At 70.9% G+C, this 25,205-nt stretch carries 20 protein-coding genes and 1 tRNA gene; 12 read left to right on the forward strand and 9 right to left on the reverse strand.

The features are described 5' to 3' along the window. Nucleotides 1-166 precede the first annotated feature (166 nt). Both ACFWGJ_RS21600 and ACFWGJ_RS21605 read left to right on the forward strand, forming a co-directional pair. Nucleotides 167-2,911 (forward strand): D-alanyl-D-alanine carboxypeptidase, encoded by a 2,745-nt coding sequence (locus ACFWGJ_RS21600; RefSeq protein ID WP_387326929.1) that lies wholly within the window; start codon nt 167-169, stop codon nt 2,909-2,911. Nucleotides 2,912-3,330: 419 nt separating this feature from the next. Next, the gene (locus ACFWGJ_RS21605; RefSeq protein WP_387326931.1) at nt 3,331-5,451 is read left to right on the forward strand and encodes an MFS transporter; all 2,121 of its coding nucleotides are present in this window, start codon (nt 3,331-3,333) and stop codon (nt 5,449-5,451) included. A gap of 70 nt (nt 5,452-5,521) precedes the next feature. On the opposite strand, the gene ACFWGJ_RS21610 is transcribed toward ACFWGJ_RS21605, so the two are convergent. The 4 genes from ACFWGJ_RS21610 to ACFWGJ_RS21625 all read right to left on the reverse strand — a co-directional run bounded on the left by ACFWGJ_RS21610 (nt 5,522) and on the right by ACFWGJ_RS21625 (nt 7,965). Beyond that, entirely contained in the window at nt 5,522-6,043 is a 522-nt protein-coding gene (locus tag ACFWGJ_RS21610; protein ID WP_387326933.1) for a glutathione peroxidase, read from the reverse strand. Nucleotides 6,044-6,158: 115 nt separating this feature from the next. Beyond that, nucleotides 6,159-6,524 carry a PH domain-containing protein gene (locus ACFWGJ_RS21615; RefSeq protein ID WP_387326936.1) on the reverse strand — a complete coding sequence of 122 codons (366 nt, stop codon included), beginning with the start codon at nt 6,522-6,524 and terminating at the stop codon, nt 6,159-6,161. Nucleotides 6,525-6,666: 142 nt separating this feature from the next. After that, nucleotides 6,667-7,560: a prohibitin family protein gene (locus ACFWGJ_RS21620; RefSeq protein WP_387326939.1), complete on the reverse strand. Its 894-nt coding sequence runs from the start codon at nt 7,558-7,560 to the stop codon at nt 6,667-6,669. 180 nt (nt 7,561-7,740) lie between these two features. Further along, on the reverse strand, nt 7,741-7,965 hold the full coding sequence (locus tag ACFWGJ_RS21625; protein ID WP_387326941.1) for a dehydrogenase: 225 nt from the start codon (nt 7,963-7,965) through the stop codon (nt 7,741-7,743). Between the two features lie 167 nt (nt 7,966-8,132). Here ACFWGJ_RS21625 and ACFWGJ_RS21630 point away from each other — a divergent pair, with 167 nt between their 5' ends. The 3 genes from ACFWGJ_RS21630 to ACFWGJ_RS21640 all read left to right on the forward strand — a co-directional run bounded on the left by ACFWGJ_RS21630 (nt 8,133) and on the right by ACFWGJ_RS21640 (nt 9,338). Next, nucleotides 8,133-8,492: a hypothetical protein gene (locus ACFWGJ_RS21630; protein ID WP_387326944.1), complete on the forward strand. Its 360-nt coding sequence runs from the start codon at nt 8,133-8,135 to the stop codon at nt 8,490-8,492. Then, a complete protein-coding gene (locus tag ACFWGJ_RS21635; RefSeq protein WP_387326946.1) occupies nt 8,489-8,785 on the forward strand; it encodes a hypothetical protein in 297 nt (98 codons plus the stop codon). Before ACFWGJ_RS21630 ends, ACFWGJ_RS21635 begins: the two co-directional genes overlap by 4 nt. A gap of 112 nt (nt 8,786-8,897) precedes the next feature. Then, nucleotides 8,898-9,338: a VOC family protein gene (locus tag ACFWGJ_RS21640; RefSeq protein WP_381834676.1), complete on the forward strand. Its 441-nt coding sequence runs from the start codon at nt 8,898-8,900 to the stop codon at nt 9,336-9,338. Nucleotides 9,339-9,440: 102 nt separating this feature from the next. Here ACFWGJ_RS21640 and ACFWGJ_RS21645 read toward each other — a convergent pair whose 3' ends face one another. Further along, nucleotides 9,441-10,865 carry an FG-GAP-like repeat-containing protein gene (locus ACFWGJ_RS21645; protein ID WP_387326949.1) on the reverse strand — a complete coding sequence of 475 codons (1,425 nt, stop codon included), beginning with the start codon at nt 10,863-10,865 and terminating at the stop codon, nt 9,441-9,443. 705 nt (nt 10,866-11,570) lie between these two features. Here ACFWGJ_RS21645 and ACFWGJ_RS21650 point away from each other — a divergent pair. Both ACFWGJ_RS21650 and ACFWGJ_RS21655 read left to right on the forward strand, forming a co-directional pair. Then, entirely contained in the window at nt 11,571-11,900 is a 330-nt protein-coding gene (locus tag ACFWGJ_RS21650; protein WP_381832574.1) for a hypothetical protein, read from the forward strand. A 1,504-nt stretch (nt 11,901-13,404) separates the two neighbouring features. Continuing rightward, nucleotides 13,405-13,818, forward strand: a complete 414-nt coding sequence (locus ACFWGJ_RS21655; RefSeq protein WP_387326952.1) for a hypothetical protein — start codon at nt 13,405-13,407, stop codon at nt 13,816-13,818. 157 nt (nt 13,819-13,975) lie between these two features. Here the strand turns inward: ACFWGJ_RS21655 and ACFWGJ_RS21660 are convergent. The 3 genes from ACFWGJ_RS21660 to ACFWGJ_RS21670 form a co-directional block, all read right to left on the reverse strand. Continuing rightward, nucleotides 13,976-14,048, reverse strand: a tRNA-Arg gene (locus ACFWGJ_RS21660). A 395-nt stretch (nt 14,049-14,443) separates the two neighbouring features. Continuing rightward, nucleotides 14,444-15,082: a response regulator gene (locus ACFWGJ_RS21665; protein WP_387326963.1), complete on the reverse strand. Its 639-nt coding sequence runs from the start codon at nt 15,080-15,082 to the stop codon at nt 14,444-14,446. After that, nucleotides 15,082-16,359 carry a sensor histidine kinase gene (locus tag ACFWGJ_RS21670; protein WP_387326964.1) on the reverse strand — a complete coding sequence of 426 codons (1,278 nt, stop codon included), beginning with the start codon at nt 16,357-16,359 and terminating at the stop codon, nt 15,082-15,084. The genes ACFWGJ_RS21665 and ACFWGJ_RS21670 overlap by 1 nt, the downstream gene beginning before the upstream one ends. A gap of 383 nt (nt 16,360-16,742) precedes the next feature. Here ACFWGJ_RS21670 and ACFWGJ_RS21675 point away from each other — a divergent pair, with 383 nt between their 5' ends. Next, a complete protein-coding gene (locus ACFWGJ_RS21675) occupies nt 16,743-17,516 on the forward strand; it encodes an ABC transporter ATP-binding protein (RefSeq protein ID WP_387326953.1) in 774 nt (257 codons plus the stop codon). Then, nucleotides 17,510-20,083 carry an FtsX-like permease family protein gene (locus ACFWGJ_RS21680; protein WP_387326955.1) on the forward strand — a complete coding sequence of 858 codons (2,574 nt, stop codon included), beginning with the start codon at nt 17,510-17,512 and terminating at the stop codon, nt 20,081-20,083. Before ACFWGJ_RS21675 ends, ACFWGJ_RS21680 begins: the two co-directional genes overlap by 7 nt. Nucleotides 20,084-20,134: 51 nt before the next feature. On the opposite strand, the gene ACFWGJ_RS21685 is transcribed toward ACFWGJ_RS21680, so the two are convergent. Continuing rightward, nucleotides 20,135-20,968, reverse strand: a complete 834-nt coding sequence (locus ACFWGJ_RS21685) for an IclR family transcriptional regulator (protein WP_381832829.1) — start codon at nt 20,966-20,968, stop codon at nt 20,135-20,137. 111 nt (nt 20,969-21,079) lie between these two features. On the opposite strand from ACFWGJ_RS21685, the gene ACFWGJ_RS21690 reads away from it, so the two are divergent. The 3 genes from ACFWGJ_RS21690 to ACFWGJ_RS21700 all read left to right on the forward strand — a co-directional run bounded on the left by ACFWGJ_RS21690 (nt 21,080) and on the right by ACFWGJ_RS21700 (nt 24,959). Further along, nucleotides 21,080-22,117: a 5-dehydro-4-deoxyglucarate dehydratase gene (locus ACFWGJ_RS21690; protein WP_387326957.1), complete on the forward strand. Its 1,038-nt coding sequence runs from the start codon at nt 21,080-21,082 to the stop codon at nt 22,115-22,117. 119 nt (nt 22,118-22,236) lie between these two features. After that, nucleotides 22,237-23,574 (forward strand): gluconate:H+ symporter, encoded by a 1,338-nt coding sequence (locus ACFWGJ_RS21695; RefSeq protein ID WP_387326959.1) that lies wholly within the window; start codon nt 22,237-22,239, stop codon nt 23,572-23,574. A 56-nt stretch (nt 23,575-23,630) separates the two neighbouring features. Next, on the forward strand, nt 23,631-24,959 hold the full coding sequence (locus ACFWGJ_RS21700; RefSeq protein ID WP_387326961.1) for an enolase C-terminal domain-like protein: 1,329 nt from the start codon (nt 23,631-23,633) through the stop codon (nt 24,957-24,959). The last annotated feature ends 246 nt before the right edge of the window (nt 24,960-25,205 follow it).

Genomic DNA, 25,205 nt, shown 5'->3' on the forward strand with positions numbered 1-25,205 from the left:
GGGCACCGGAGGCGGCGACGCGCGACTCCGGTCCGCCGCGGCGGCCCAGGCCGCCACGGCGGACGAGGAGGCGCCTGAGGGCGCCTCAGCGGATTCGGCTGCGCCGGGCGCGGGATCGGCTGCGCGGGGCGGGGATTCGGCTGCGCGGGGCGCGGGGCGGGGCGGCGTGGGCGATGCCCATGCGCGCGCCGACGCCGACGGGGACGCCCGCGCCGACGGGGACGCCCGCGCCGACGGGGACGCCCGCGCCGACGGGGACGCTGGCGGTGACGGTGACGGTGGCGTCCGCGGTGACGGCGATGTCCGCGGTGACGGCGACGGCGTGCAGCCGGAGGTGTCGGGTGCGGGCTCGGGCGTGACCGGGGGAGGCCCGGCCGCCGGCTCCAGCTCCGATGCCGGCTCCAGCGCCGACTCTGGGGAAGCGGGCTCGGGCGCCGGTACGGATGTGGCCGCAGGCCCGGACCTGGACTCCGGGCCGGAGGATTCCGCGGCTGAGGATGCACCGGCCGTGGGTGCTGGTGCTGCTGTCGGCAGCGCCGCGCGGGACGCGGCGAAGCCGCAGCCGAAGGGCGCGGACGAGAGCGCGACCGAGGCCGCGGACGAGGCGAAGAGCGGGTCGGGAGGTGCCGCTCCGGCGGACGCACCGGCCGAGCGCGCTGTGCCGCAGGCCGACGCCTCGCCGAGCAGTGGAACCTCTGCCTCCGGTGAGAGCGCGGGGAACGCCGCGGCCGACGGGAGTGCCGTCGGTACGAAGGCGGATGCGAAGGCCGACTCGACGGCCGGTTCGAAGACTGATTCGAAGGCCGATGCCCAGCGCACGGCGGACGGCCCGGAGGCGGAAGTCCTCGCCACGAAGCCGCCCTTGGGCGCGGCTCTTGCGGCTCCCGCAGCTGACGCGGGCTCCGCGTCAGAGCCGGGTTCCGTCCCGGACGCGGGCTCCGGTGCCGACGCGAGCTCCGGTCCTGACGCGGACTCGGGCCCCGACGTGGAGTCCGGTTCCGACGTGGGCTCCGCGGCGAAGTCGGACTCGGTCGTGAAGCCGGATGTCGCGGCGACGTCGGACTCCGTCGCGAAGGCGGATGCCGCGGGGAAGCCCGACTCCGTCGGGAAGTTGGGTTCCGCGGCGACGTCGGGTTCCGCCACCGCGCCGGGCTCCGCCGCGACGTCAGGTTCCGCCGCCGACGCGGGCCCCGCCGCGACGCCGGACTCCACGTCCGACGCGGGCAAGCCCGAGCCCGGGGTCGACCAGGCCACCGCGATCTTCAAGCGGCCCCCGGCGGTGGATCAGCCCACGACCATGCTCAAGCTGGGCGGCGGCGCCAAGCCGGACGCCGGAGCGGGCAAGACGACCGGCCCGGGCGGGACGACCGAGTCGGGCAAGGGTGCCGAGTCGGGCAAGGGCGCTGCCCCGAAGGCCGTGGCCGACGGCAAGTCGGTCGCCGAGTCCGAGTCTGAAGCGGCGGCGGCGGCGCCCAAAGCCGAAGCCCCCGCCGAGCGCACCAGCAAGTTCGTCGCGCTCAAGCCGCTCGACGAACCCGCCCCGCCGCCGGGCCCGTCCGTCTCGCCCTCGGCCCCGCCCGCCGCAGGCGCCCCGCAGGCCGGCCCCGAGCGGACGACCCAGCAGCCCCTCCCGCCGAGGCCCCCGCTGGACCTGCTGGCGGAGCTGACGAACACCCCGCCGCCCCGCCAGACCCCGGTCCGTACCCTCGTGCGCCGGGTCAAGATCTGGACGCCCCTGGTCCTTCTGCTGGCCGTGGTGTTTGCAGTCGTACAGGCCGTACGCCCGCTGCCGTCCCCCACCCTCGCGCTGACCGCCGACGAGACCTACGCCTTCGAGGGCAACAAGGTCTCCCTGCCGTGGCCCGAGGAGGGCCAGGGCTGGATGGACGTCAACGGCATCGGCACGGTCGACTCGTTCGGGGACCAGAAGCCCGTCGCGATCGGCTCGGTCGCCAAGGCCATGACGGCGTACGTGATCCTCAAGGAACACCCGCTGAAGGCCGGTGCGGACGGCGCGAAGATCCCCGTCGACAAGAAGGCGGAGACGGAGGGCGGCTACGACGCGCAGGGCGAGTCGACGCTCAACACCGTCAAGAAGGGCGACACCCTCACCGAGAAGGACGCCATCGCGGCCATCATGATCCCGTCCGCGAACAACATCGCGCGGCTGCTGGCGCGTTGGGACGCGGGTTCCGAGGCGAAGTTCGTCGAGAAGATGAACGCCGCCGCCAAGGACCTGGGCATGAAGAACACGAAGTACACCGACCCCTCGGGCCTGAAGGAGACCACGGTCTCCACCGCCGAGGACCAGGTGAAGCTCGGTAACGAGCTGGTGGACATCAAGGCGCTGGTCGACATCACCAAGCTGCCGACCTGGGTGGACCCGTCCGGCAAGAAGTGGGACAACTACAACCGCCTCGTGCCGTACAACAACGCCATCGGCATCAAGACCGGCTCCACCACCAAGGCCGGCGGCAACCTGCTCTTCGCCGCCACGCAGGAGGTCGGCGGCGAGAACGTCATCGTCGTCGGCGCGATCCTCGGCCAGCACACGCCGCCGATCATCGACACGGTCAACGCGGTCAGCAAGGAGGCGATGATCGCCGCCCAGGACGCGCTGACCTCGCAGAAGATCCTCAAGAAGGGTGACGTCGTCGGGTACGTGGACGACGGGCTCGGCGGTCGCACACCGGTCGTCGCCACCAAGGACGTCTCCGCGGTGGGCTGGGCCGGGCAGACGGTCAAGCTGAAGCTGGACGAGGGAGACATCCCGCACGAGGCGAAGGCGGGAACCAAGGTCGGCTCGCTGAGCGTCGGTGACGGTACGGGTGACGCGGTCGAGGTTCCGGTCGCGCTCCAGTCGGATCTCGCCGAACCGGGATTCGGCGCGAAGCTGACCCGGGTGGCCTGACGGGACGTACGTCCCCGGGAGAGGTACCCCTTCCCGGGGACGTACGCCCGCAAAGAACGGAAGACCCGACAAACAGAAGAACCGACCGCACCCCGCCCACGGAGCACCACCCAGGAGCTCCGAGGCGGGGTGCGTGCTAGCGTCGCCAGGATGGGGCAAGGCCGCCCGCCGCGGGGCCCGGCCGAGAGTGGAACAACGGGACACGGGAGTGCCAGCACGTGGCGACAGCGGAGCCGACGCATGCCGACGACGCCGAGCCGGGCCGAGAGGCCGGCCCGCGAATAAGCGTGCGCACGCGGCACGTCGAGCCCCCGGACGACGCGCCCGGACCACCGCCCGACACGGCGGAGCCCTCCAGCGACGCGGCCGCACGGCAACCGGGCCCGCCCGAGCCCCCCGGCACGGCGGGGAGCCGCGACATGGCCGAGACCCCCGGCACGGCTGTCAGCTCCGGCACGGTGGAGACCGCCGACACGACCGCAAGCCCCGACGCCGGACGGGCCACCGGCTCCCAGCCGGTCCCCGACTCCGACCCGGTACCTGACTCCGACCCGGTCCCTGACTCCGACCCTGAGGCCGCCGCCCCGGAGGCTGACTCCCGCCCGGCCCAAACCCCCGGCCCGACCGCCGAGGCCAAGCCGGCCGCCGCCGGACTCGCCGCCGACCCCGAGCCGACCACCGAGGCCGGCCCACAGGACGCCGCCGATCCGGCCGCCGACGCCGCCGCCGGCCCGGACGCCGGCCCCGGTGTCGCCGACGAGGCTGACGCCCCCGCCCCCGCCCCCGGCCCCGGTGGCCCCGAAGGCACCCGACTGCACCGCTTCGTCCGGCACCCCGCCATCCTCGCCACCGCACTCTCCGGTGTGCTGCACATCATCTGGTTCTTCACGTTCGCGAACAGTGGGGGCGACCTCGCGGCGCAGGACGCGTGGGCGGAGTTCGTGGGGCGCAACCCCGGATCCGCCTACAACCTCGCCTGGTACGGCGGCATGCACCCGGTGTCGTACAGCGTGGTGTCCCCGTATCTGATGGCCGTGCTCGGTGTGCGGACCACGATGATGATCGCGGGGACGCTCTCCGCCGGACTGCTCATGCTGGTGCTGATGCGCAGCCGGGCCGTCCGCAACCCCGTGGCGGCCGCGGCAGCCGGAGTGTTCGCGCTGCTGTGCAACGCGATCTCGGGCCGCGTGACCTTCGGCCTCGGCATGGTCTTCGCGCTCGGCGCCGCCGCCGTCGTCTTCTGCTGGCCGTACCGCTGGCGCTACAAGCGGTGGGCCAAGGCCCTGTGCGCCGCCCCCCTCGCCGCGGCGGCGACCGCCGCGTCCCCGGTGGCCGGCCTCTTCGTCGGCTTCGTCGCCGTCGCGCTGTTCCTGCAGAAGCGCCGCCCGGGAGCGTGGGCGCTGGGCCTCGCGCCCGCCGCGGTCGTGGGCGTCTCGGCCTGGATGTTCCCGTTCTCCGGTACGCAGCCGATGATGTTCGGCTCGGTCCTGCTGCCGTTCGCGACCGCGGCCTGCGCCTACTTCCTCGTCCCCAAGGAGTGGAAGACGGTCCGGATCACATCGGCGGTGTACGGCCTGGCCGTCGTCCTCGTCTGGCTGATCAACTCGCAGATCGGCTCCAACATCAGCCGGCTGCCGATGCTGCTGGGCGGGGTCACGCTGATCGCCGCGCTGCCCTTCACGGTGCCGCGCTCACGCAAGTGGTACGCGATCCTGCTGGCCTTCGTCACCGTGAACGGCTGGATCGCCTTCAAGGCCGTCGACGACATCGTGCACACCACCCCCGCCGCGTCCTGGGCCCGCGAACTGGCCCCCCTCGTCAACCAGCTCCAGGTGGCGGGCGCCGAGAAGGGCCGCGTCGAGGTCGTACCGGCCCGCTCGCACCGCGAGGCGTCCGCCCTCGCCCCGTACGTCAACCTCGCCCGTGGCTGGAACCGGCAGGCGGACATGGAGCGCAACCCCCTCTTCTACGACGACACCCTCAACTCCGCGAACTACCACGAGTGGCTGCAGCGCTGGGCCGTCCACTACGTCGTCGTCCCCAAGGGCGAGCCCGACGGCGACGGCGGCGAGCGCGAGCGCGAACTGGTCCAGCGCGGGATGCCGTACCTGAAGCAGGTCTGGGGCGACGCCAACTGGCAGCTCTTCGAGGTCACCGACCCCACGCCGATGGCCGACCCGCCCGCGGTCGTCGACCGTGCCGAGCAGGGGGAGCTGACGCTGGAGGTGAAGCGGGCGGGGCGCGTGCTCATCCGGATCCCGTACTCGCCGTGGCTCGGGCTCGTCGACGCGGAGGGCAAGAGCGTGAAGCCCCCGCAGGAGACCGAGGAGTCCAAGCAGCGGGAGGACGGGGCGCCGAAGTCGTACGACAACGTCAACGGCTGCCTGATGGAGACGGAGGAGGACGCCCAGGGCGACCAGTGGACGGAACTGCTGGCGCCCAGGGCCGGCACGTACCGTCTCGCGGCGCCCTATCAGCTGCCCCGGGGCACGGGATGCCCCGAGGAGCTGCGGGAAGAGATCCGCGGCAGCGAGGAGTAGCGCGCGCCGCCGGGGCGCTGAGGACGACGGGGGTGCCGGGCCCGTGCCTCAGCCGATGCGGACCGCCGGCTCAGCCGAGGTGGGCCTCGACCGCGGACACGACCTCGGCGGACTCGGGCTCGGTCTGCGGCGAGAAGCGGGCGACCACTGCCCCGTCGCGGCCGATCAGGAACTTCTCGAAGTTCCAGCGGATGTCGCCGCTGTGCCCCTCGCCGTCCGCGAAGCCGGTGAGCCGCTCGTAGAGGGCGTGGCGCGCGTCCCCGTTCACGTCGACCTTCTCGGTCATCGGGAAGGTCACGCCGTACGTCGCCGAGCAGAACTCCGCGATCTCCTCGGACGAGCCGGGCTCCTGGCCCATGAACTGGTTGCACGGCACCCCGAGCACGGTGAAGCCCTGCGCCGCGTACCGCTCCTGCAGCCGCTCCAGACCCGCGTACTGCGGGGTGAGCCCGCACTTGGACGCCACGTTGACGATGAGCACGGCCTGACCCTTGTACTGGCCGAGATCCGCGGACCCACCCTGCAGCGCATCGATGTCGACGTCGAGAACGGGAGAGGCGGAGGCGGAGGTACCGGGGTTGTCAGTAGTCATGAACGGATGCTAGCCCCGACCCACCGACAGGGGCTCGGCACCCTGCGCCCCACGCCCCCGCCCGGGGTACTGGTGGGGCCCGTACGAACGCCGCCGGGATCGCCTGCTGGTGCGCCTAGCGGGCGACGAACTGGGTGAGGATCGCCTGGACTTCGTAGATGTCGACGCCCTTGGTGAAGGTTTTCTCGATCGGCGTGGGCGTGCCGGAGATCCAGATCTTCAGCTCGGCGTCGAGGTCGAAGGTCCCGGCGGTCTCGACGGCGAAGTGCGTGATGCTGCGGTACGGAACGGAGTGGTACTCCGTCTTCTTGCCCGTGATGCCCTGCTTGTCGACCAGGATGAGACGGCGGTCGGTGAAGAGGATGGTGTCGCGGATCAGCTGGAAGGCGGCGTACACCTGCTCGTTCTGCCCCAGCAGTCGCGCGTAGTCGTTCTGGGCCTTCTGCGGATCGACAGTGTGCGCGTTTCCGAACAGCGCCATGACAAACCCCCATGGGATGCGTGAAGTCCCAAGATCCTCGCACCGGGGCCCATGCGGGGCAATGCTCTGTTTCCAGGCTGTCGCAAGGGCGCGACAGCCTGGAAACGCAGTGGCCCGTGCTTTCAGGGTGACGCGTGCGGAGTCAGTTCTTGCTGCCGTCGACGATGACCGGTGTGCCGTTCGAGCCGGTACCGCACGGGACCGCGTACACCGGGTGGGCCTTCGCGGCTTCCTTGTACGCCTCCAGGCACTGGTTGTAGAGGACCTTGTCGCTCAGCGACTTCTCGATGATCTTGTTGGCGCGGGCGACACCCTCCGCCTCGATCCGCTTGCGCTCCGCCTCCGCCGTGGCCGTACGCGACGCCTCGGTGGCCCGCTCGGTGGCCTGCTCCTGCTGGATCTTCTTGTCGATCTGCTCCTGCAGCTTCTTCGAGGGCCGCACATTGCGCAGGTTGACGAAGGTGACGTCGATCCCGCGCGGCGCCAGGCGTTCCTTGACGAGACCGGCGATCTCGGAGCCGATCCGCTCCCGCGCGGAGGCGTAACCCTCCTCGCTGGTGTGCTTGGCGAAGACGTTGCGGATGATCTCGCGGCTGTCCGGCAGCACCAGCCGCTCCTCGACGGCTTCCTCGCTGCCCGCCAGCCGGTACAGGCCGACCGCCTTCGCGGGCACGACGGCCCACTTGATGGTGACGTCCGCGTAGAGCACACCGCCCTGCGAGGAGCGGACCTCGACCACGTCGTCGTCATTGAGGTTCAGGTCCACCGGACGGGTGGAGAAGGACGTGACATCGGTGAACGGCGACTTGAAGTGCACGCCCGAGGCCAACGGCGTACCGACCCTGCCGAAGGTCACCGGCACGCCGACCTCGTAGGCGCTCACGACATGCACGCAGGCGAAGACGCCCGCCAACAGCCCCGCCACGGCACTGAGCGCGGCCCCGAGCTTCCAGCCCGAGGTGTTTCCACCACCGCCACGCCCGACGAGAAAGAGCACGACTGCGGCTATGAGCAACAGAACGGACAGTACGAACACGGTTCTCCCCCTTGAAACACCTGCCCGCGCCCCCCAGGCGCGGCGGGGCGCAGCGTAGCGGGGGTGGGTGACGGGAGGGGGGTGGATGGGTGATCAGGAGGGGGCGGAGTGGGTGGGGCGGGGGCGGGGGTGGTGCCTGCCGGGCGCCCGCCGGGTGCGGGTGCGTGTATGTGATGGGTGTCAGTCGCCGAACAGCTGAGGATGCGGGCAGTGCTCCAGGTCGTCGGCTGGCCGGTCGGACCATCTCCACCAGACGTGCTGGCCGGCGCACGCCCAGATCTGCCGGCAGGCACGTCGGCCGTCGTCCTCGCGCCGGCAGAGAAGCATGCCGCCAGCCCTCAACTGCCCGCTGCACTCCGGGCAGACCGGATATATCGGATGGAAGGGCGCGGCCTCAGATGACATCCGTGCAGCGTAACGGCGTGGGATGCCTTGAGTTCATGGCAGGTGCGATGCGGCGCTGTTGTGCCTCTGCCGTTGTCGGCGACTGGCGTCGGCCACTGTTGTAGGCGGCTGATGTCAGCCGCTGATGTCAGACTTCATGGACTGTTCGAGCGACAGAGGCGGGGCGCATGACAGACCACGAGGTTCTGCGGCAGGAAGAGCCCGCCGAGCACCTCCGCTTCCGGAGTTACGTGCGTGAGCTTGAGCGGGTCACGGAGGTCGACGAGGTCTACGTGATCGGCGCAGTCCTCGCCGACTCGGACCAGGTGATGGCACGGTCCGCGGTCCTGAGACATCTGGATCGCCGAGCCGCCGGCCTCAGCTCCGGCCCTGGGTCCGTGTCCTGCTTGACGCATCTGACTGGGCGCAGCTCAAAGTGGCCGCAACCCTCCAACGCTGCCGCGCTGGAAGTCCTGGCCACCCGTGTTCGTACGAAGCGGATCCGCGACGCTGCCATGGTGGCCTTCAGCGCCTCGACGCCGCGGTGAGGACCATCAGCAGGACATGGTGGATTGAACTCGCCGCGTACCTTGCCCTCGGAGTGCTGGCGGCGACGGCTCTGACCCTGGCCGCCTCATTTCTTCTGATGGGGCTGCCCCACGGCTGGCAGGCGGCGACGACCTGGGCGTACGTCGAGCACCGTTTTGTCTGGCTGGTCAGCCGGCTCGTGCCGGTGTCGGTGGTGCCGTACCTCGTCGTGTGTGTACGCCGTCACGCGAGGGAACGCCGGGCGGGGAGGGGTCCGCTCACGTCGACTCGTTACCGCGGCCGGCACCTGTGAGTCGCCCCGGACGAACTTCGACGGTTTGCGCATGTCGAGAACGTGACACCGGCTCCGTCCCGGAGACGAGAGCGGCCAACAGCGGCCGCACGACGTAGAAGGAGAGATCGTCATGGCGATTCAGCGGATGGACAACGTCGGCATCGTCGTCGAGGACCTGGACGCCGCCATCGCGTTCTTCGTGGAACTCGGTATGGAACTGGAGGGCAGGACGCAGGTCGAGGGCCTCGTCGCCGACCAGTGCACCGGCCTCGACGGCGTCCGCTGCGACATCGCGATGGTCCGTACCCCGGACGGCCACAGCCGCCTCGAACTGGCGAAGTACCGCAGCCCCGCGGCGGTCAGCGTCGGCCCGCGCAACCAGCCGCACAACATCCTGGGCACGCATCGCGTCATGTTCGCCGTCGACGACATCAAGGACACGGTCGCCCGCCTCCGCCCTCACGGCGCCGAACTCCTCGGCGAGATCGCCCGCTTCGAGGACAGTTACCTGCTCTGTTACGTCCGGGGTCCGGAGGGCATCATCGTCGGACTGGCGGAGGAACTGGGCTGACGCCGAGTAAGTGGGATGACTGGGCCGGCGGGGAGCGGGTCAGGGCATGATCTGCTCCTGCCCGCACCCCATCCAAAACCCCATCCAAAACAACCGCCCGGCTCAGTCGAGCAGTGACTCCCCGAAGCGTGATCCGCTCGCGAGGCCGAAGTCGGCGGAGCTGAGGGATGCGGAGCCGGTACCGGTGAGACCGGACGCCGTACCCGGCAGGGTCCACAGGCCGCCGCTGCGGTCGTTCTCGAAGGAGGCGGTCACCGCCAAGTCGCCCTTGCCGTTGTTGTTGTAGTCGGCGATCCGGACCTGCGCGCCGAACAGGTCATCGGTCTCGGCGGCGCCCGGAACGCCGGCGGTGTCCTGGGAGATGCGTACGACGCCGGACTGCGAGACACCGGCGGCGGAGCCACGGAACACCGTCACGTCGCCGGCGTTCTCCAGGTCGCCGAGCCATTCGCCGTTGGCGCCGACGACCAGTTCGGCCTTGCCGTCGCCGGTGATGTCGCCGATCGCCACCGAGGATCCCCAGCCGTCGCCGTCCTCGTTGGCGCCGGGCACACCGGTGCTGTCCTGGTGCAGGGTCACCGGGTCGCCGAAGCCCGTCGTGCTGCCGTAGCGGACGGTCACGTACCCGGCGCCGTCGCTGGGGTCGGCGATGGAGAACATGTCGGGCCAGGTGAGGGAGGTGGCCATGTCGGCGAAGCCGTCGCCGTTGATGTCGCCGAGGGCGACCGCGGTGTCGCCGTCCTGCACCCGCTGTATCCGGTACGGACGGCCTTCCTGGCCCGTGTAGATGTCGGTGCCCGGCCGTCCGGTGCCGGGATCGCCGGTCACGGCCAGGTCGTCCCTGCCGTCTCCGTTGACATCGCCCACGGCTGCTTCCCAGTTGAGGAGCTGCGCGCCGGGGACGGTCAGGGTGTAGGCGGACGTCGGCTGGGTCACCCGGGAGGAGCCGCCCTTGTAGACGGCGACCGCGTCCGGCTCGATGACGGCGAGGTCCGCGGCGCTGTCACCGGTGAAGTCCCCCACGGCCACGTCCAGACCGTGCCCCTGCCACTGGCGGGGGTTGTCCACCGTGGTCGTGGTGCTGGTGGTGAACGGCTCGGCGCCACCCCACAGGATCGTCACGCTGCCCTGGCCCTCGTACTCGCCCACGTCCTCCCCGTCGGCGCCGACGACCAGGTCCGCGTAACCGTCGGAGTCCAGGTCTCCGCCGGCGATCGACATACCGAAGTGGTCGCTGTCCTCCGGCGTGCCAGGCACCCCGGCGGAACTCTGGGTGAGCTCGACCTTCCGCGTGGTCAGTCCGGCGGCGGACCCGAAGGACACGACGACGGAACCCGCGGCCTCAGCGCCGCCCACGGTCTTGTACGGCGCACCGATCGCAAGATCCCGGTGCCCGTCGCCATTGAAGTCGTCGGCGTACTTGGCGGGCGCGGCGGACGCCGGCACCGCACCGACCACGGTGACCAACCCACCGGCCAACGCGCTCACAGCCGCAACGGCGACAACGGTACGGAAGGGCAGGGGCATAGAGATTTCCTCCTGGGAAAGTGCTGGGTGGTGCCGTAGACGACTCAAGAGGGGGAAGGGTTGTATGGGGCGGGGGATACGGCTGTGCGGGCATGACCGATGCGTCCGGTTCGGCCGTTTCAGCCGTTTCGGAGGGCCCTACGGGATGGATCGGTGCGCTCTGCAAGGCCGAGCACGACCATGCTCAAGATATGTACGAACGCTCCAAAGGCAGTCGGTATGAACCACAGTGCGTGGAGGACGTGCCGCACACGGCGTCTCGCGGGGAGCCAGTGGATCGCGGCCAGGGGTATGCCGACGCCCGCCTGGCCGAAGAGTGCAGCCAGGCGCGCTACGACCGCCGCATCGAACTCGGCTTGTCGCGGACGGGCTTGGCTCCGTATTGCCCTTCCGTTGACGGCGCCTGGCCAAGGACTGAACGGCACGCTGAACCCCACAGGCAACGACAACGAGTCCGTATGTGCCATCTCCTGTGCCCGGCAGGATTCGTACCTGCGACACCCGTCTTCAGTTCGCCTCAAAGGGTGGGCGGGCTGCACGGCCTCGTGCTCGCTGTCCCATGCGAGAGTGCGCGACGCGCCACGGAGGGGGTAGTTCCGCTCGGCAGGCGGGCAAGGAGTTCCCATGGGGGACTCAGCCGATGGGGCGGACGGAGACCACGCAGCGGGAAGCCGACTGTGGCAGCACTGCCTACATGAGGACAATGTGCGCTACCAGCAGGGGAATCTGTTCCTGGTAGCGCAGTCCCTCCTGGCTGTCGCCTATGGAACCATCCTGACCGCTGGTGATACGAACCTGCCCTCAGCTCGTGTGATCGCGGCGTTCGGGATCGTGTTCACGCTGACCTGGCTGTACGTCGGCCACCGCCACTTCAAGTACTTCCGTGCGATCCAACGCCGCGCAACTGCGCTCTTCTCCGAGTACGCAGAGACTCTGACGTGCAGGCCACCGGGCTGGAGTTCACTGCCACTGATCGTCTACGGGCTACCCTCATTTGCCGCTCTGATGTGGCTGGTGTTGCTGGTGATCACCTAGGGCAGGCGGTGCTGATCACCCCAGAGTTGACGCTTACGGATTCTGACGCCCGCGTAGCAAATGGGGTGTTCAGCTCAAATGAGTCCCTACGGGGCCAGAGGATGGTCGGCTCATTCGTGCGAAGCAACTACTCACTCAAATGGGTCATAGATTGCTGTGGGGTCTAGAAAGGGTTCCTGGGCGTATGCCACAATGTGCGCCCGCCCAGGGCGCATCCTTTCGGTCTTGGGCAAAAGTGAAGCCCCACCGGGGGTTGTGGCCACTCGCACCCCAGTGAGGCTCCACTTGTCAGGAGAATGGCGCCTGGCCAGATCAGCCGGTCAGGCTCCTGAGCGCACTGCAAATGGCGGCGGCCGCACCAACGACCGACGCCACGACAGGTGCCCAACGGTGAACGGCCTCGCCGATGCGAGGTAGTCGCCCCTTGTTAGTTCTCCCCGGATCCGTCTCCGGTTCTGGGGGGAACTTGCAGTTCTCCTTTTCCATCACACCTCCCATTCCTCGCGGGATGGATCCCGCTAGCGCGGATCCAAATGAGAGGGTGATCGGAGGGGAGAGGATACTGCGTCGAGTTCTGGGTCAGCAGTCGATTGCGGGCAGTTAATCCTCCTGGGTGACTGAGGGCAGGCATGTAATCGCACGTCTATGCGGCGTTGGCTTTCATGCTCCAAGTGGTGCCCGAGTGCGCGACGGGGGAGGCGCCGGCATCACGCTTGTCTTCCTCGAACCAGTAGGGAAAGTTGCAACTCAGTCGAACTGGGTGGGCTCGAAGTCTTATGTAAAGGCGGGAGGTTCGATGCCCTGTCGATGTGCGAGTGGAAGCAAGCGGGCTGGTCGGATCGCCCAACGCATGCCACGAGCGTTGGTCGCCCGCCCGTAACCGCCGTACTGGCCTGCCCACTCACCGGGATGGGTGATTCGATGGGCATTGCGGCGGCTGTCTCTTCTGGGGCGCGTTGCGTGGAGAGCCGGGCCGGGACTGGGGAGTCTGAATCCATCCCGACTCGCCGTCCGATAGACGTGTCCGCTTCGAGCGTGACGGCTGCGAGTTCCTCGTGCCCGTGAGGATGGGCCGTCGAGTGATGTGCGGCAGGGGTGACGCGGCAAGTCTCTTCTTCGGACTCGCCCAGCGCATTCAACGGACAGCGGCACCACGGCACTGCCTGCCGTGCCGCCGCACTCACCCCGACGCCCCCTCGGGCGCTGGGACTGCAATGGAGCCTGCCCTGCTGACGCCAAGGCGCGGCTTGCCAACGCCCTTGTACGCGCTCCGGAGCAAAAGGGGGGCCGACCTGTGACCGGCCGCTACTCCGGCGACGGTGGGTGCGTAGCTGCAACGCCGAACTGTGCGGTGTCGAGCCGGTGGAGCCTCCCTGAGCCGGTTCTCCTGTCTGCAGATGCTCTCGCTGAATTCGCAGAATCCTTGGAAAACTGCTTTCTCGCGACATGCGCTCTCTGTGCGTGGTAGTCTCGGCTGGACGGTGCCGATTTGAAAGGGGAGGGCATGAGTCCGGCTATCGAGGTAGATGCACAGACCTATCGCTCCATCGAGTTCGCTGCCCGCATGGGTAATACGACGGCAGGCGAGGTCGTCGCCCGGCTGGTGAGGACCGCAAGTGTGCCGTCCGCTGCGCCGACCGCCACGAGCAAGGAGAGCGCGGAGGCGGAGCGCAAGGTTGACGTGTACGCCGACTACGAAGGTCATCGAACTCGTGGAAGTTATGACCGAGCCATGAAGCGGATCGACATCACGTCGGGGCCGCTTGCCGGGCAGAGCTTCAAGACGCCTACAGGAGCGGCCCGAGCGGTGGTGGCGCACTACAAGCCGGACGTCAACCCGAACCGCAACGGTTGGTCGTTTTGGCTGCTCGATGACGGATCCGATGAGCTTCTTCAGTCCATTCGCTACTCGGCCTGAGTTCGTAGCGAGCCGGCCGCCTGCCGTGTGTCTCCCGTCCGCATGCGGACGGGCTGCCTAAGGGGGCGCGGATGTAATGGCATGCATGTGGCACGGTGCCTGAAACAGACAGGGCCAGCCTGGGAGGAAACTCCTCCTAAGCTGGCCCTTTGTGCTGTGCCCCCGGCAGGATTCGAACCTGCGACACCCGCTTTAGGAGAGCGGTGCTCTATCCCCTGAGCTACGAAGGCGGGGCTTGTGTGAAACCTTGCGCGTGACTCGATGGATGAGTCGTGGCCAGGTCTCCCGGTCAAGCCCTGAGCGTTCTCGGTCGTTGCCGCGGGGATGAGGTGCGGGGACCGCGCCACGTGCCGCAGCGCCGGCCAGGGACGCTCGCACCACAGGGTACCGGATCGGGGCTCAGGCGGGTGATGGGTCGCAGACCATGCCATGGCCCTCGGCCCGCTGGCCCAACCGTGCCGGGGGTTGGCGGCCCGGCGCTTCGACGATCGAGCGGATCCAGCGGTCGCCCACCGCCACGTCGATCACGGCCCGGCACCCCGATCCCAGCGGTCCCAGCGGGTCAAGAGACCCCTCGCCCCCCAACCCCCTCGCCCCCCAACTCCCTCGTCCTCCAACCCCCCCCTCACCCCCGCAAAAACGCCAAAACCGCCATAACCCTCCGATGCGTGCCCCCCTCCAGTGGGAGGTTCAGCTTCGTGAGGATTCCGTTGATGTGTTTGCCGATCGCGGCCTCGGAGACCACCAGGGTCTTTGCTATCGCGCCGTTGGATCGGCCCTCCGCCATCAGGGCCAGTACCTCTCGCTCGCGCGGTGTGAGGTGGTGCAGGGGGTCGCGGCGGTGGCGCAGCAGGCGGCGGACCACCTCGGGGTCCAGGACCGTGCCGCCGTTCGCGACCTCGTGCAGGGCGTCGACGAACTCCTCGACCTGGCCGACGCGGTCCTTCAGCAGGTAGCCGACGCCGGATCCGTCGCCGGAGTCCAGGAGTTCGGAGGCGTACGTCCGTTGTACGTACTGGCTGAGGACCAGGACCGGCAGCGTGGGCCGCTTCTCACGCAGCCGTACCGCCGCGTGCAGGCCCTCGTCCTGGAAGCCGGGCGGCATGCGTACGTCCGTCACCACGATGTCGATGTCGGGGGTGTGTTCCTCTACCGCCGTGAGCAGGGCCGGCGCGTCCCCGACGGCCGCCACCACCTCGTGGCCGAAGCGGGCGAGCAGGCCGATGAGTCCTTCCCGCAGCAGGACGCTGTCCTCGGCCAGCACTATCCGCAATGATCGGCCGTCCCGGCCGGTACCGACTCGCAAGGAACCTCCACAAGCAACAGCGTCGGGCCGCCCGGCGGACTGGACAGGGCGAGTCTGCCATCCAGCACCGACACCCGGTCCGCGAGGCCGGTGAGTCCGCTGCCGGCCGAGGCGTCGGCCCCGCCCCGGCCGTCGTCGCGCACTTGCAGGAACAAGCGGCCGTTACGGTGGCCACCGCTCACCCGCGCGCGTGTCGCCCCGCTGTGCCGGGCGACGTTGGCCAGCGCCTCGCAGACCACGAAGTACGCCGCGGACTCCACCGGGCCCGGCAGCCGGTCCGGCAGTTCGAGGTCGACGTCCACGGGGACCGCCGAGCGGTCCGCGGCGTCGGCGACCGCGGCCTGCAGTCCGTAGTCCGCGAGGACCTTGGGATGGATGCCGTGGATCAGTTCGCGCAGTTCCGCGAGGGCTTGCGCCGCCTGCTCGTGGGCCGTGGTGAGCTGGTCGGCGAGCGGGCCCGGCGGTGCGTCCAGCCGGGCCAGGCCGAGGGTCATGCTCAGGGCGACCAGGCGTTGCTGGGCGCCGTCGTGCAGATCGCGCTCGATCCGGCGGCGCTCCGCCTCGAAGGCGTCCACCAACCGCACGCGGGAGCTGGCCAGTTCGACGACCCTGGCGCCGAGTTCGTCCTCCCGGGAGGCGATGAGCATGCGGGTCAGCTGGGCGCGGGCGCCTGCCGCGACACCGAGTACGTAGCAGCACAGGGCCAGGAGGAGCAGGCCGAGTACGGCGACGCCGAACGCGGTCGGCCAGGTGGTCACCGTCCACAGCTTGAGCACCTTCGTCTCCTCGCCGCCGCCGACCGTGGCCATCAGCAGGGGCGCGGCGACCACGGACAGCGGCAGGAGCAGGGCGAGGGTGAGCGCGAGCGCGTCCACCGGCCACAGCAGCACGGCGAACAGCAGCGCGTACCCGAGTTCCCGCCAGGTCGCCCGTTCGCGCAGCCGGGTGGTCAGCCAGGCCCGCAGGCCCGGCGCCGGCGGCTCGCGGTGCCGGCCGGGCGCCGGCTCGTCGTCGATCAGGCGCAGCCTGCGCCGCTCGGCCCCCGCCACGGGCAGCCCGCCGAGGGCGACCACTACCAGCAGGGGAAGTCCCACGACGAGGAGAGCGAGCGCGCCGCAGACCACCGTCACCGCCGCCATGGCCACCAGGGCGACGGCGCCTGTCACCGCGCCCGTGAGCAGGTACGCGACAGCGCGCCAGGGCCACGCCGACAGCAGGAAGCCCGGGCGGGACATGGCCTGCCACACGTTCCGAGGGCGGTCGACAGCGATCGCCGGGTGGATGGGGATCGCTGGGTGGACAGGGATCGCCGGATGTATGGGGATCGCCGGGTCTATGGGGATCACCGGGTCTATGGGGATCACCGGGTCTATGGGGATCACCGTAGGACCGTACGAGCGTGGGGTCGTCCGGCGCCATCGGGCCAGGACGTGGATCGGGGGTAGGCCTGGCCCTACCCCAAGTCTCGTCCCTGCCGTAGCGCGCCACGAGGGTTCGCCGACCGACTCTGGAAGCGCCCACGGACCGCACCGGCGGACCGTACCGGCGGACCGCGCCGACGGAAACCCCGGTGGACAACACCGGCGGACACCACCGACACCCACATGAGCGGGGACGCATGACTCACGACGTGACCGGCCGCAAGGCCGACGACGCACCCGACGCCGCGATCCGATTGCGGTCCGTGACCCGGCGTCACGGCTCCGGCGGTGCCTCCGTCACCGCCCTCGACCAGGTGTCGCTCGCTTTCCCGAAGGGGACGTTCACCGCCGTGATGGGGCCGTCCGGCTCGGGCAAGTCGACCCTGCTGCAGTGTGCCGCGGGGCTCGACCGGCCCACCTCCGGCTCGGTCGTCGTCGGCGGGACCGAACTGACCGGGCTGAGCGAGACCGCGCTGACCCTCCTGCGCCGCGAGCGCATCGGCTTCGTGTTCCAGGCGTTCAACCTGCTGTCCTCCCTGACCGCCGAGCAGAACGTGGCCCTGCCGCTGCGGCTGGCCGGCCGCCGCCCCGCGAAGACCCGGGTCCGCGAGGTGCTGGAGCAGGTCGGACTCGGCGGACGGGCCCGGCACCGGCCGACGGAGTTGTCCGGCGGCCAGCAGCAGCGCGTCGCCCTGGCCCGCGCCCTGATCACGCGCCCCGAGGTGCTGTTCGCCGACGAACCCACCGGCGCGCTCGACTCGCGGAGCGGACGTGAAGTGCTCGCCCTGCTGCGCGGCATGGTCGACGGCGAGGGCCGGACGGTCGTCATGGTCACCCACGACCCGGTCGCCGCCTCGTACGCCGACCGCGTGGTCGTCCTCGTCGACGGCCGCGTCCACGGCGAGCTGACCGGCGCCGGTGCCGAGGACATCGCCGCGCGGGTGACCGGGCTGGAGGCCGCGCCGTGCTGAGCACCACCCTGCGTACGCTGCGCGCCCGTTGGGTCACCTTCGCCGGCAGTTTCGTCGCCCTCTCGTCGGGCGTGGCCCTGATCGCCGTCATGGGGCTGGTCCTCGCGTCCTCGCTGGACGCGCCCGACCGCGGGCCCGAGCGGTTCGCCGCGGCGCCCGTCGTCGTCAAGGGCATGGACACGCTGCGGGTGACCACTCCGAACGGTGTCCGCACCCGCGAACTCGCGCAGCCGCGTGCGGTCCCCGAGAAGCTGGTCGCCAGGCTGAAGACCCTCGGGACCGTCGTCGAGGACCGGTCGTATCCCGTACGGGTCCGGGGCGGGGCCGGCCCCGGCGATCTGGTCGGCCATCCCTGGTCCACCGCCGCGTTCGCTCCGTACGAGCTGGTCGCGGGACGCGCGCCGAAGGCCGCGGACGAGGTCGCCGTCAGCGGCGACTGGGCCCGCCCCGGCACGCGGATACGGACCGACACCGGCACCGTACGAGTCGTCGGCACCGTGAAAACCGTAGGAGCCGTGAGAACCGTACGAGCCGTCGGCGCCGAACGGGACGCGGGCCCCGCGCCTGCGCCCGCCCCCGGACCAGCCTCCGGACCCGCCCCCGGACCCGAACCCGGCTTCGAGAACGCCCTCTTCCACACCGACGCCCGCGCCGCCCGGCTGGCCCCCCGCAGCGTCCAGCTCGTCGTCGACGCGGACCCGGCGGCCGTGCGCCAGGCCGTGCGCGAGGCCGTACGCGAGACCGGGCACGCCAGCGACGGCGTCCAGGTCCTCACCGGGGACGCGCGCCGGTACGCCGACGCCGATCCCGACCGGGACAAAGAGGCACTCACCGCGATGAACGCCCTGTTCGGCACGGCGGCCGGTGTCACCGGGTTCGTGTCGGTGTTCGTGGTGGCGTCGACCTTCGCGTTCGCGGTGGCCGAGCGCCGCCGGGAGTTCGGGCTGCTGCGCACGGCCGGGGCGACCCCGGGACAGCTGCGCCGCATGGTCGTCGCGGAGGCACTCCTCATCGGTGTGCTCGCCTCGGCGGTCGGCTGCCTGCTCGGCTCGTACGGGGCGCCGCGGCTCGCCGCGTGGGCGGTCGGCGAAGACCTCGCGCCCCGCTGGTTCACCGTCGGCGACCACACCTGGCCGTACTCCATGGCCTTCTGGACGGGCGTGCTCGTGGCGCTGTCCGGGGCGGTGGCCGCGTCCTGGCGGGCGGGGCGCACCGGCCCCGCCGAGGCGCTGCGCGAGGCGGCCGTCGACACCGGGACCATGACGTGGGGCCGACGGCTGTCCGGCGGCGGCCTGCTGCTGACCGCCGTCGTCCTGCCGGTCCTGGCCCTGGTGGGCGACCCCGGCGACCTGCTGCACCGCAAGACCTACATCAGCCGGCCCCTGCTGCTGATCACCGCGGTGGCGCTGCTCGCACCGGTGCTGGTGCGCCCGACGGCCCGGCTGATCGCCTGGGCGCCGGCCCGGCTGCCCGGTGCCACGGGGATGCTGGTGCGCGAGAACGCCGCCGCGGGCGTCCGGCGTACCGCCGCCGTCGCGGCGCCCGTCCTGGTCATGGTCGCGCTGACGGGCTCGCTGCTGGGTGCCGTCGCCACCCTCCACGCGGCGAGCGCGGCCGAGGTCCGTGCGCGGACCGCCGCCGACTTCGTGGTCACCGCGCCGCGCGGCGCGGGCTTCGACGAGGGCACGGCGAGGAGGCTGCGCGCGGTGCCGGGCACCGAGGTCTCCGTGACCTCGTCGAGCGCCGTGTACGTACTGGAGGACGGCGTGGCGCTCATCGGCTCCGAGGCCCGGGCCGTCGAACCCGGCCCGCTCACCCGCACGGTCCGTCTGCCGCTCGTCGCGGGGGATGCGAGGGACCTGGACGACGACTCGATCATCGTCAACGAGGAGTGGGAGCGGCACACCGTGGGGCAGCGCGTGGACGTCTGGCTCGGCGACGGCACGAGGAGGTCCCTGAGGATCGCCGCGGTCATGCCGACCGGCACCGGCGACAACGGCGTGTACGTCACCCCGCGCAACGCTCCGCGGGCGTACGCCGACCGCGTCGACGTACGCCTCACGGGTGCCGGTGCCATGGCTGCCGCGTCCGCCGAACTGCGCGACGCCGTAAGGGAGTCGGGCGGGGAAGTGTTCACCGCCGGGCAGTGGGTGCGGGCGACCTACCCCGCGTCCGACCGGACGACCCGGATGGGCTTCGTCCTCGTCCTCGGCATCGCCCTGCTGTACACCGGGATCTCGCTGGTCAACACCGTCGTCATGGCGGCCCCCGGCCGGGTCCGCGACCTGGCCGCGCTGCGGCTGGCCGGCGCCACCCGGGGGCAGGTGCTGCGGCTGGTGGGCGCCGAGGCGCTGTTGGTGGCCGCGGTCGGCGCGGTGCTGGGGCTGCTCGTCGCCGGGTTCAATCTGCTGGGCATGTGGGGCGCGCTGCGGCTGCTCTCCGTGCGGACGTCGGTCGAGCTGCCGTGGGCGGCGCTCGGCGCGACCGCGGGCGGCTGCGCGGTGCTCGCCGTGGTCTCGTCCGTGGTGGCCGCCGCCCTCGTCATGCGCCGCGGAACTGGGGCGTAGGCAGGGGCGTAGGCACTGGAGTGGGCGGTGGAGTGAGGGGTGGCGCCCGGCTCACCGCCAGTCCGGTGCTCCCGAGGCCGAAGGGAGCGCGCTCTCGATCTTCGTGCGGGTCTCCCTCATGACCGCGATCACCCGGGCCTCGTGGGCCTCGCTGAGGCGGGCCACCGGCACCGAGCAGCTGATGGCGTCCGTGGCCGGGGAGGCGTACCGCAGGGCGAAGCCGAAGCCCGCGATGCCGGTCACGGTCTCCTCGCGGTCGACGGAGTACCCGCGGGCCCGTACTCCCGCGAGGTCCGTGCGCAGGTCGGCCGGAGAGGTGTGGGTGTTCCCGGTGAGGGCGGGCAACGGGCCGTCCGGGAGCGGGAGTTCGGTGTCGGGGCGTTCGGCGAGCAGGGCCTTGCCGAGCGCGCCCGCGTGGGCCGGGATACGGCGGCCGACCCTGCTGATGGTCCGCAGGTACTCGTGGGACTCGCGGGTCGCGAGATAGACGACGTCGGGGCCGTCGAGCCGGGCCAGGTGGATCGTCTCGCCGAGCGCGTCCGAGGCCTGGTCGAGGTAGGGGCGCACCAGGCGGACGTGCGGGTCGCTGTCGAGGTAGCTCGTGCCCGTGAACAGGGCGCGGATCCCGATGCCGTAGAGGGATCCCGTCGTGTCGGAGCGTACCCAGCCGCAGTCGATGAGGGTCTGGAGCAGCTGGTACATGCTGCTGCGGGGTACGTCCAGCTCCTCGGCGAGTTCGTCCAGGCGGGCCGGCCGGTCGCCGCGTGCGGCGAGCAGTTCGAGCAGCGCGACCGTGCGGCTCGCCGACTTCACCCCGCGTACGCCCCGCGTGCCCCGTGGTTCCTGAGCTCCCCGTACCTCGCGGCCCCCGCTGCTCTCCGGCATGGCCTCATCGTAAATCCGCGCTGCTGCACCCATTGACCGTGTCCGGTTCACCGACCTAACCTCCGTTCTCATACATGTACATCATCTGCATATAGAGATGAGAGATCAGGGATGCGGTACAGCGCGGAGATCGAGGCCGTGGTCCAGCGGCTGCGCGACGGCATGGCGGAGGGGGTGCTGTCGTTTCCCCTCACCAGCTTCCGCGACGAAATCGACGGGGGCGGCGGGCACGGCGGGGGCGAGGGGGGCGGAGAGGGCCGCGGCAGTGGCGGCGGGCTCGACCTGGAGTCCTACCGGGCCTACCTGACGGCCCAGTTGGCCCCCGGGCCCGACGCCGCCGCCCCCGGCGCCGTCTTCCCCGCCTGCGGAACGGGGGAGTTCTTCTCGCTGGACGAGGACGAGTACCGCGCGGTCGTCGAGGCCACGGTCGAGATCGCCGACGGCCGCCTGCCGGTGGTCGCCGGCATCGGCTACGGCTGGGCACAGGCCCTGCGCTTCGCCCGGATCGCGGAGGAGGCCGGCGCCGACGCCCTGCTCGTGATGCCCCACTACCTGGTCGGCGCCCCGCAGGACGGCCTGGTCGGGCAGCTGCGCCGGATCGCCGCAGGCACCCGGCTGCCGCTGATCGCGTACCAGCGCGGGCAGGTCGCCTTCACCGCGGACACCCTGCGGCGCATCGCGGAGATCCCCACCGTCGTCGGCCTCAAGGACGGGCACAGCGACCTCGACCGGCTGCAGCGGCTCACGCTCGCCGCCCCCGAGGGCTTCCTCTTCTTCAACGGCGCCTCCACCGCCGAGATCCAGGCCCGCGCGTACGCCACCGTCGGCGTGCCCGCCTACTCGTCGGCCGTCCACGCCTTCGCCCCCGAGATCGCGAGCGCCTTCTTCACCGCCCTGCGCGGGAACGACGAGGCCACGCTCACCAAGCTCCTGCGCGACTTCTACGTCCCGCTCGTCGAGCTGCGCGACCGCGTGCCGGGGTACGCCGTGTCCCTCGTCAAGGCCGCCGCCCGGCTGCGCGGCCTGCCGGTGGGACCCGTACGGGCTCCGCTCACCGATCCCGGCGCCGCCGACCTCGCCGCACTGGAGGCGGTCCTCGACACCGGCCTCGCCCTCGTCGGAGCGCCGCTCCGCCGCGTCACCGCCTGACGTACATACCGCCATACCGCGGACGTACATGCCGCCGACGTACGTACCGCCTGCGTACGTACCGCCTGCGTACCGCCCGAGCCATCGCTTGACACACGGCCAGTTCAAAGGGGAACTGCATGCCTCTGCTCGTAGTCGGGATCAGCGTCGTGGTGTTGCTGTTCCTGATGACCCGGATGAAACTCAACGGCTTCGCCGCGCTGCTGCTCGTCGCGGTGGGCGTCGCCCTGGTGCAGGGCATCCCGGTCGCCGACATCCCGGACGTCCTCTCGGAGGGCATCGGCGGCCAGATCGGCGACACGATGCTCACCATCGGGCTCGGCGCCATGGTCGGCCGGGTGATGGGGGACTCCGGCGCCGCCCAGCGGATAGCCGGCCGGCTGCTGGACGCGTTCGGACCGCGCTGGGTCCAGGTGGCCATGGTGGTCACGTCCATGCTCATCGGCGTGACCATGTTCTACGAGGTCGCGTTCATCATCATCGTGCCGATCGCGTTCACGCTGGTCAGGGTCACCGGGGCGAAGCTGCTGTGGGTCGGCCTGCCGATGTCGATCGCCCTGTCCACGATGCACAGCTTCCTGCCGCCGCACCCCGGCCCCACCGCCGTCGCCGCGACCTTCCACGCCTCCGTCGGACACACCCTGTTCTACGGCCTGTTCATCGCCGTCCCGGTGGGCGCGTTCATCGCCCTGCTGTGGCCGCGGCTGCCGTTCATCAGGGCCATGGACCCGGCCATCCCCAAGGGCCTGGTCAGCGACCGCGAGTTCGAGGACGGCGAGATGCCCGGCCTCGGCTGGTCGCTGTCCGTCGCGCTCTTCCCCGTCGTGCTCATCGCGGGCGCCGCCGTCATCGACATGACCGTCCCGGGCGACGGGCCCGTCCTGCACTTCGTCGCCTTCATCGGCTCGGCGCCGATCGCGCTCATGCTGACCCTGCTCCTGGCGATCTGGGCGTTCGGCCCGCGCATCGGCCGCAGCCTCGCCGACGTCAACACGTCCTGTACGTCGGCCGCCCAGTCGATGGCGATGATCCTCCTCGTCATCGGCGCGGGCGGCGCGTTCAAGAACGTCCTCGTCGAAGGCGGCATCTCCGACTACATCAAGGACGCCACCGACAGCTGGGCCATCTCGCCGATCATCCTGGCGTGGCTCATCGCGGTCATCCTGCGCGTCGCGCTCGGCTCGGCGACCGTCGCCGTCGTCACCGCCTCCGGCGTGGTGCTGCCGCTCCTCGCGGGCAGCGGGATCCACCCCGAGATCATGGTGCTCGCCGTGTCCTGCGGCTCGATCGCCTTCTCCCACGTCAACGACCCGGGATTCTGGCTCTTCAAGGAGTACTTCAACCTCTCGGTCATCGAGGCGATCAAGGTGCGCACCACCTACACGACGGTCCTCGCGGTCCTCGGCCTGGGCGGCGTCCTGGCGCTGGAGTGGACCCTCGACGTCCTCAGCCTGTGAGCCGTTCCCTGGGACCGGTGTCCCTCCCTCCCCACTCCGAAAGGTCATGGATCCGCATGAGTCAGCCGACCGTCACCGAGTTCGCCGTCTACCCCGTCGCCGGCCGCGACAGCATGGAGCTGAACCTCTCCGGCGCCCACGGCCCCTACTTCACCCGCAACATCGTGGTCCTCAAGGACTCCGAGGGCCGTACGGGACTGGGGGAGGTGCCCGGTGGCGAGAAGATCACCCGGACCCTGCGGGACGCCGAATCCCTCGTCGTCGGCGCGAAGGTGGGCGACTACAAGCGCGTCCTGCGGGCGATCGGGGACCGCTTCGCCGACCGTGACTCCGGCGGCCGGGGAGCCCAGACCTTCGACCTGCGCACCACCGTGCACGCCGTGACGGCCGTCGAGTCCGGGCTGCTCGACCTCCTGGGCCAGCACCTGGACGTACCGGTCGCGGCGCTGCTCGGCGACGGCCAACAGCGCTCCTCCGTACGGGTCCTGGGCTACCTCTTCTACGTCGGCGATCCCGGCCGGACCGACCTGGAGTACGTCCGTGAGCCCGACTCGGACGTCGACTGGTACCGCGTCCGCCACGAGGAGGCGCTCACGCCGGAGGCGATCGTGCGGCAGGCCGAGACGGCGTACGACCTGTACGGCTTCCGGGACTTCAAGCTCAAGGGCGGTGTACTGGCCGGTGCGCAGGAGGTCGAGGCCGTACGGGCGCTCAAGGACCGCTTCCCCGGCGCGCGGGTCACCCTCGACCCCAACGGGGCGTGGTCGCTGAGCGAGGCCGTCGAGCTGTGCAAGCCGCTGGTCGGCACGCTCGCGTACGCCGAGGACCCGTGCGGGGAGGAGGGCGGGTACTCCGGGCGGGAGATCCTGGCGGAGTTCCGGCGGGCGACCGGTCTGCCGACCGCCACCAACATGATCGCGACGGACTGGCGGCAGATGACGCACGCGCTGGCGCTCCAGTCCGTGTCCATTCCGCTCGCCGACCCGCACTTCTGGACCATGCAGGGGTCCGTGCGGGTGGCCCAGCTGTGCAACGCGATGGGGCTGACCTGGGGGTGCCACTCCAACAACCACTTCGACATCTCCCTCGCGATGGTCACGCACTGCGGGGCGGCGGCGCCGGGCGAGTACAACGCGCTCGACACGCACTGGATCTGGCAGGAAGGGCTGGAACGGCTCACCGTCGACCCGCCTCGGATCGTCGACGGGGAGATCGCCGTGCCGGACGCGCCCGGGCTGGGGGTGCGGCTGGACAGGGAGCGGTTGCTCGCTGCGCACGAGCTGTATCTGAAGAAGGGGGTGGGGGCGCGGGACGATGCCGCCGGGATGCGGTACCTGGTGCCGGACTGGCGGTTCGACGCGAAGCGTCCGTGCCTTGTCCGCTGAGACCGACACCGCCCGGACCCGCACCTGACGCCCGCCCCCGGCCCGCCGCGGTCCCGGTCGCGCCGTTCCCCGCGCCCCTGAGGGGGTGGGGGCATGTGGGTTTGTACGTGCGGGTGCGTCGTGGCTGGTCGCGCAGTTCCCCGCGCCCCTCAAAAGCGGGGCTGCGCCCCTGCTTTTGCCGCTGAGGGGGGCGCGGAGCACGGCACCATCAACCCCTACCGACCTAGGGGCGCGGGGAACTGCGCG

This window comes from Streptomyces sp. NPDC060205 (genome assembly GCF_042728395.1).
Taxonomy (GTDB): domain Bacteria; phylum Actinomycetota; class Actinomycetes; order Streptomycetales; family Streptomycetaceae; genus Streptomyces.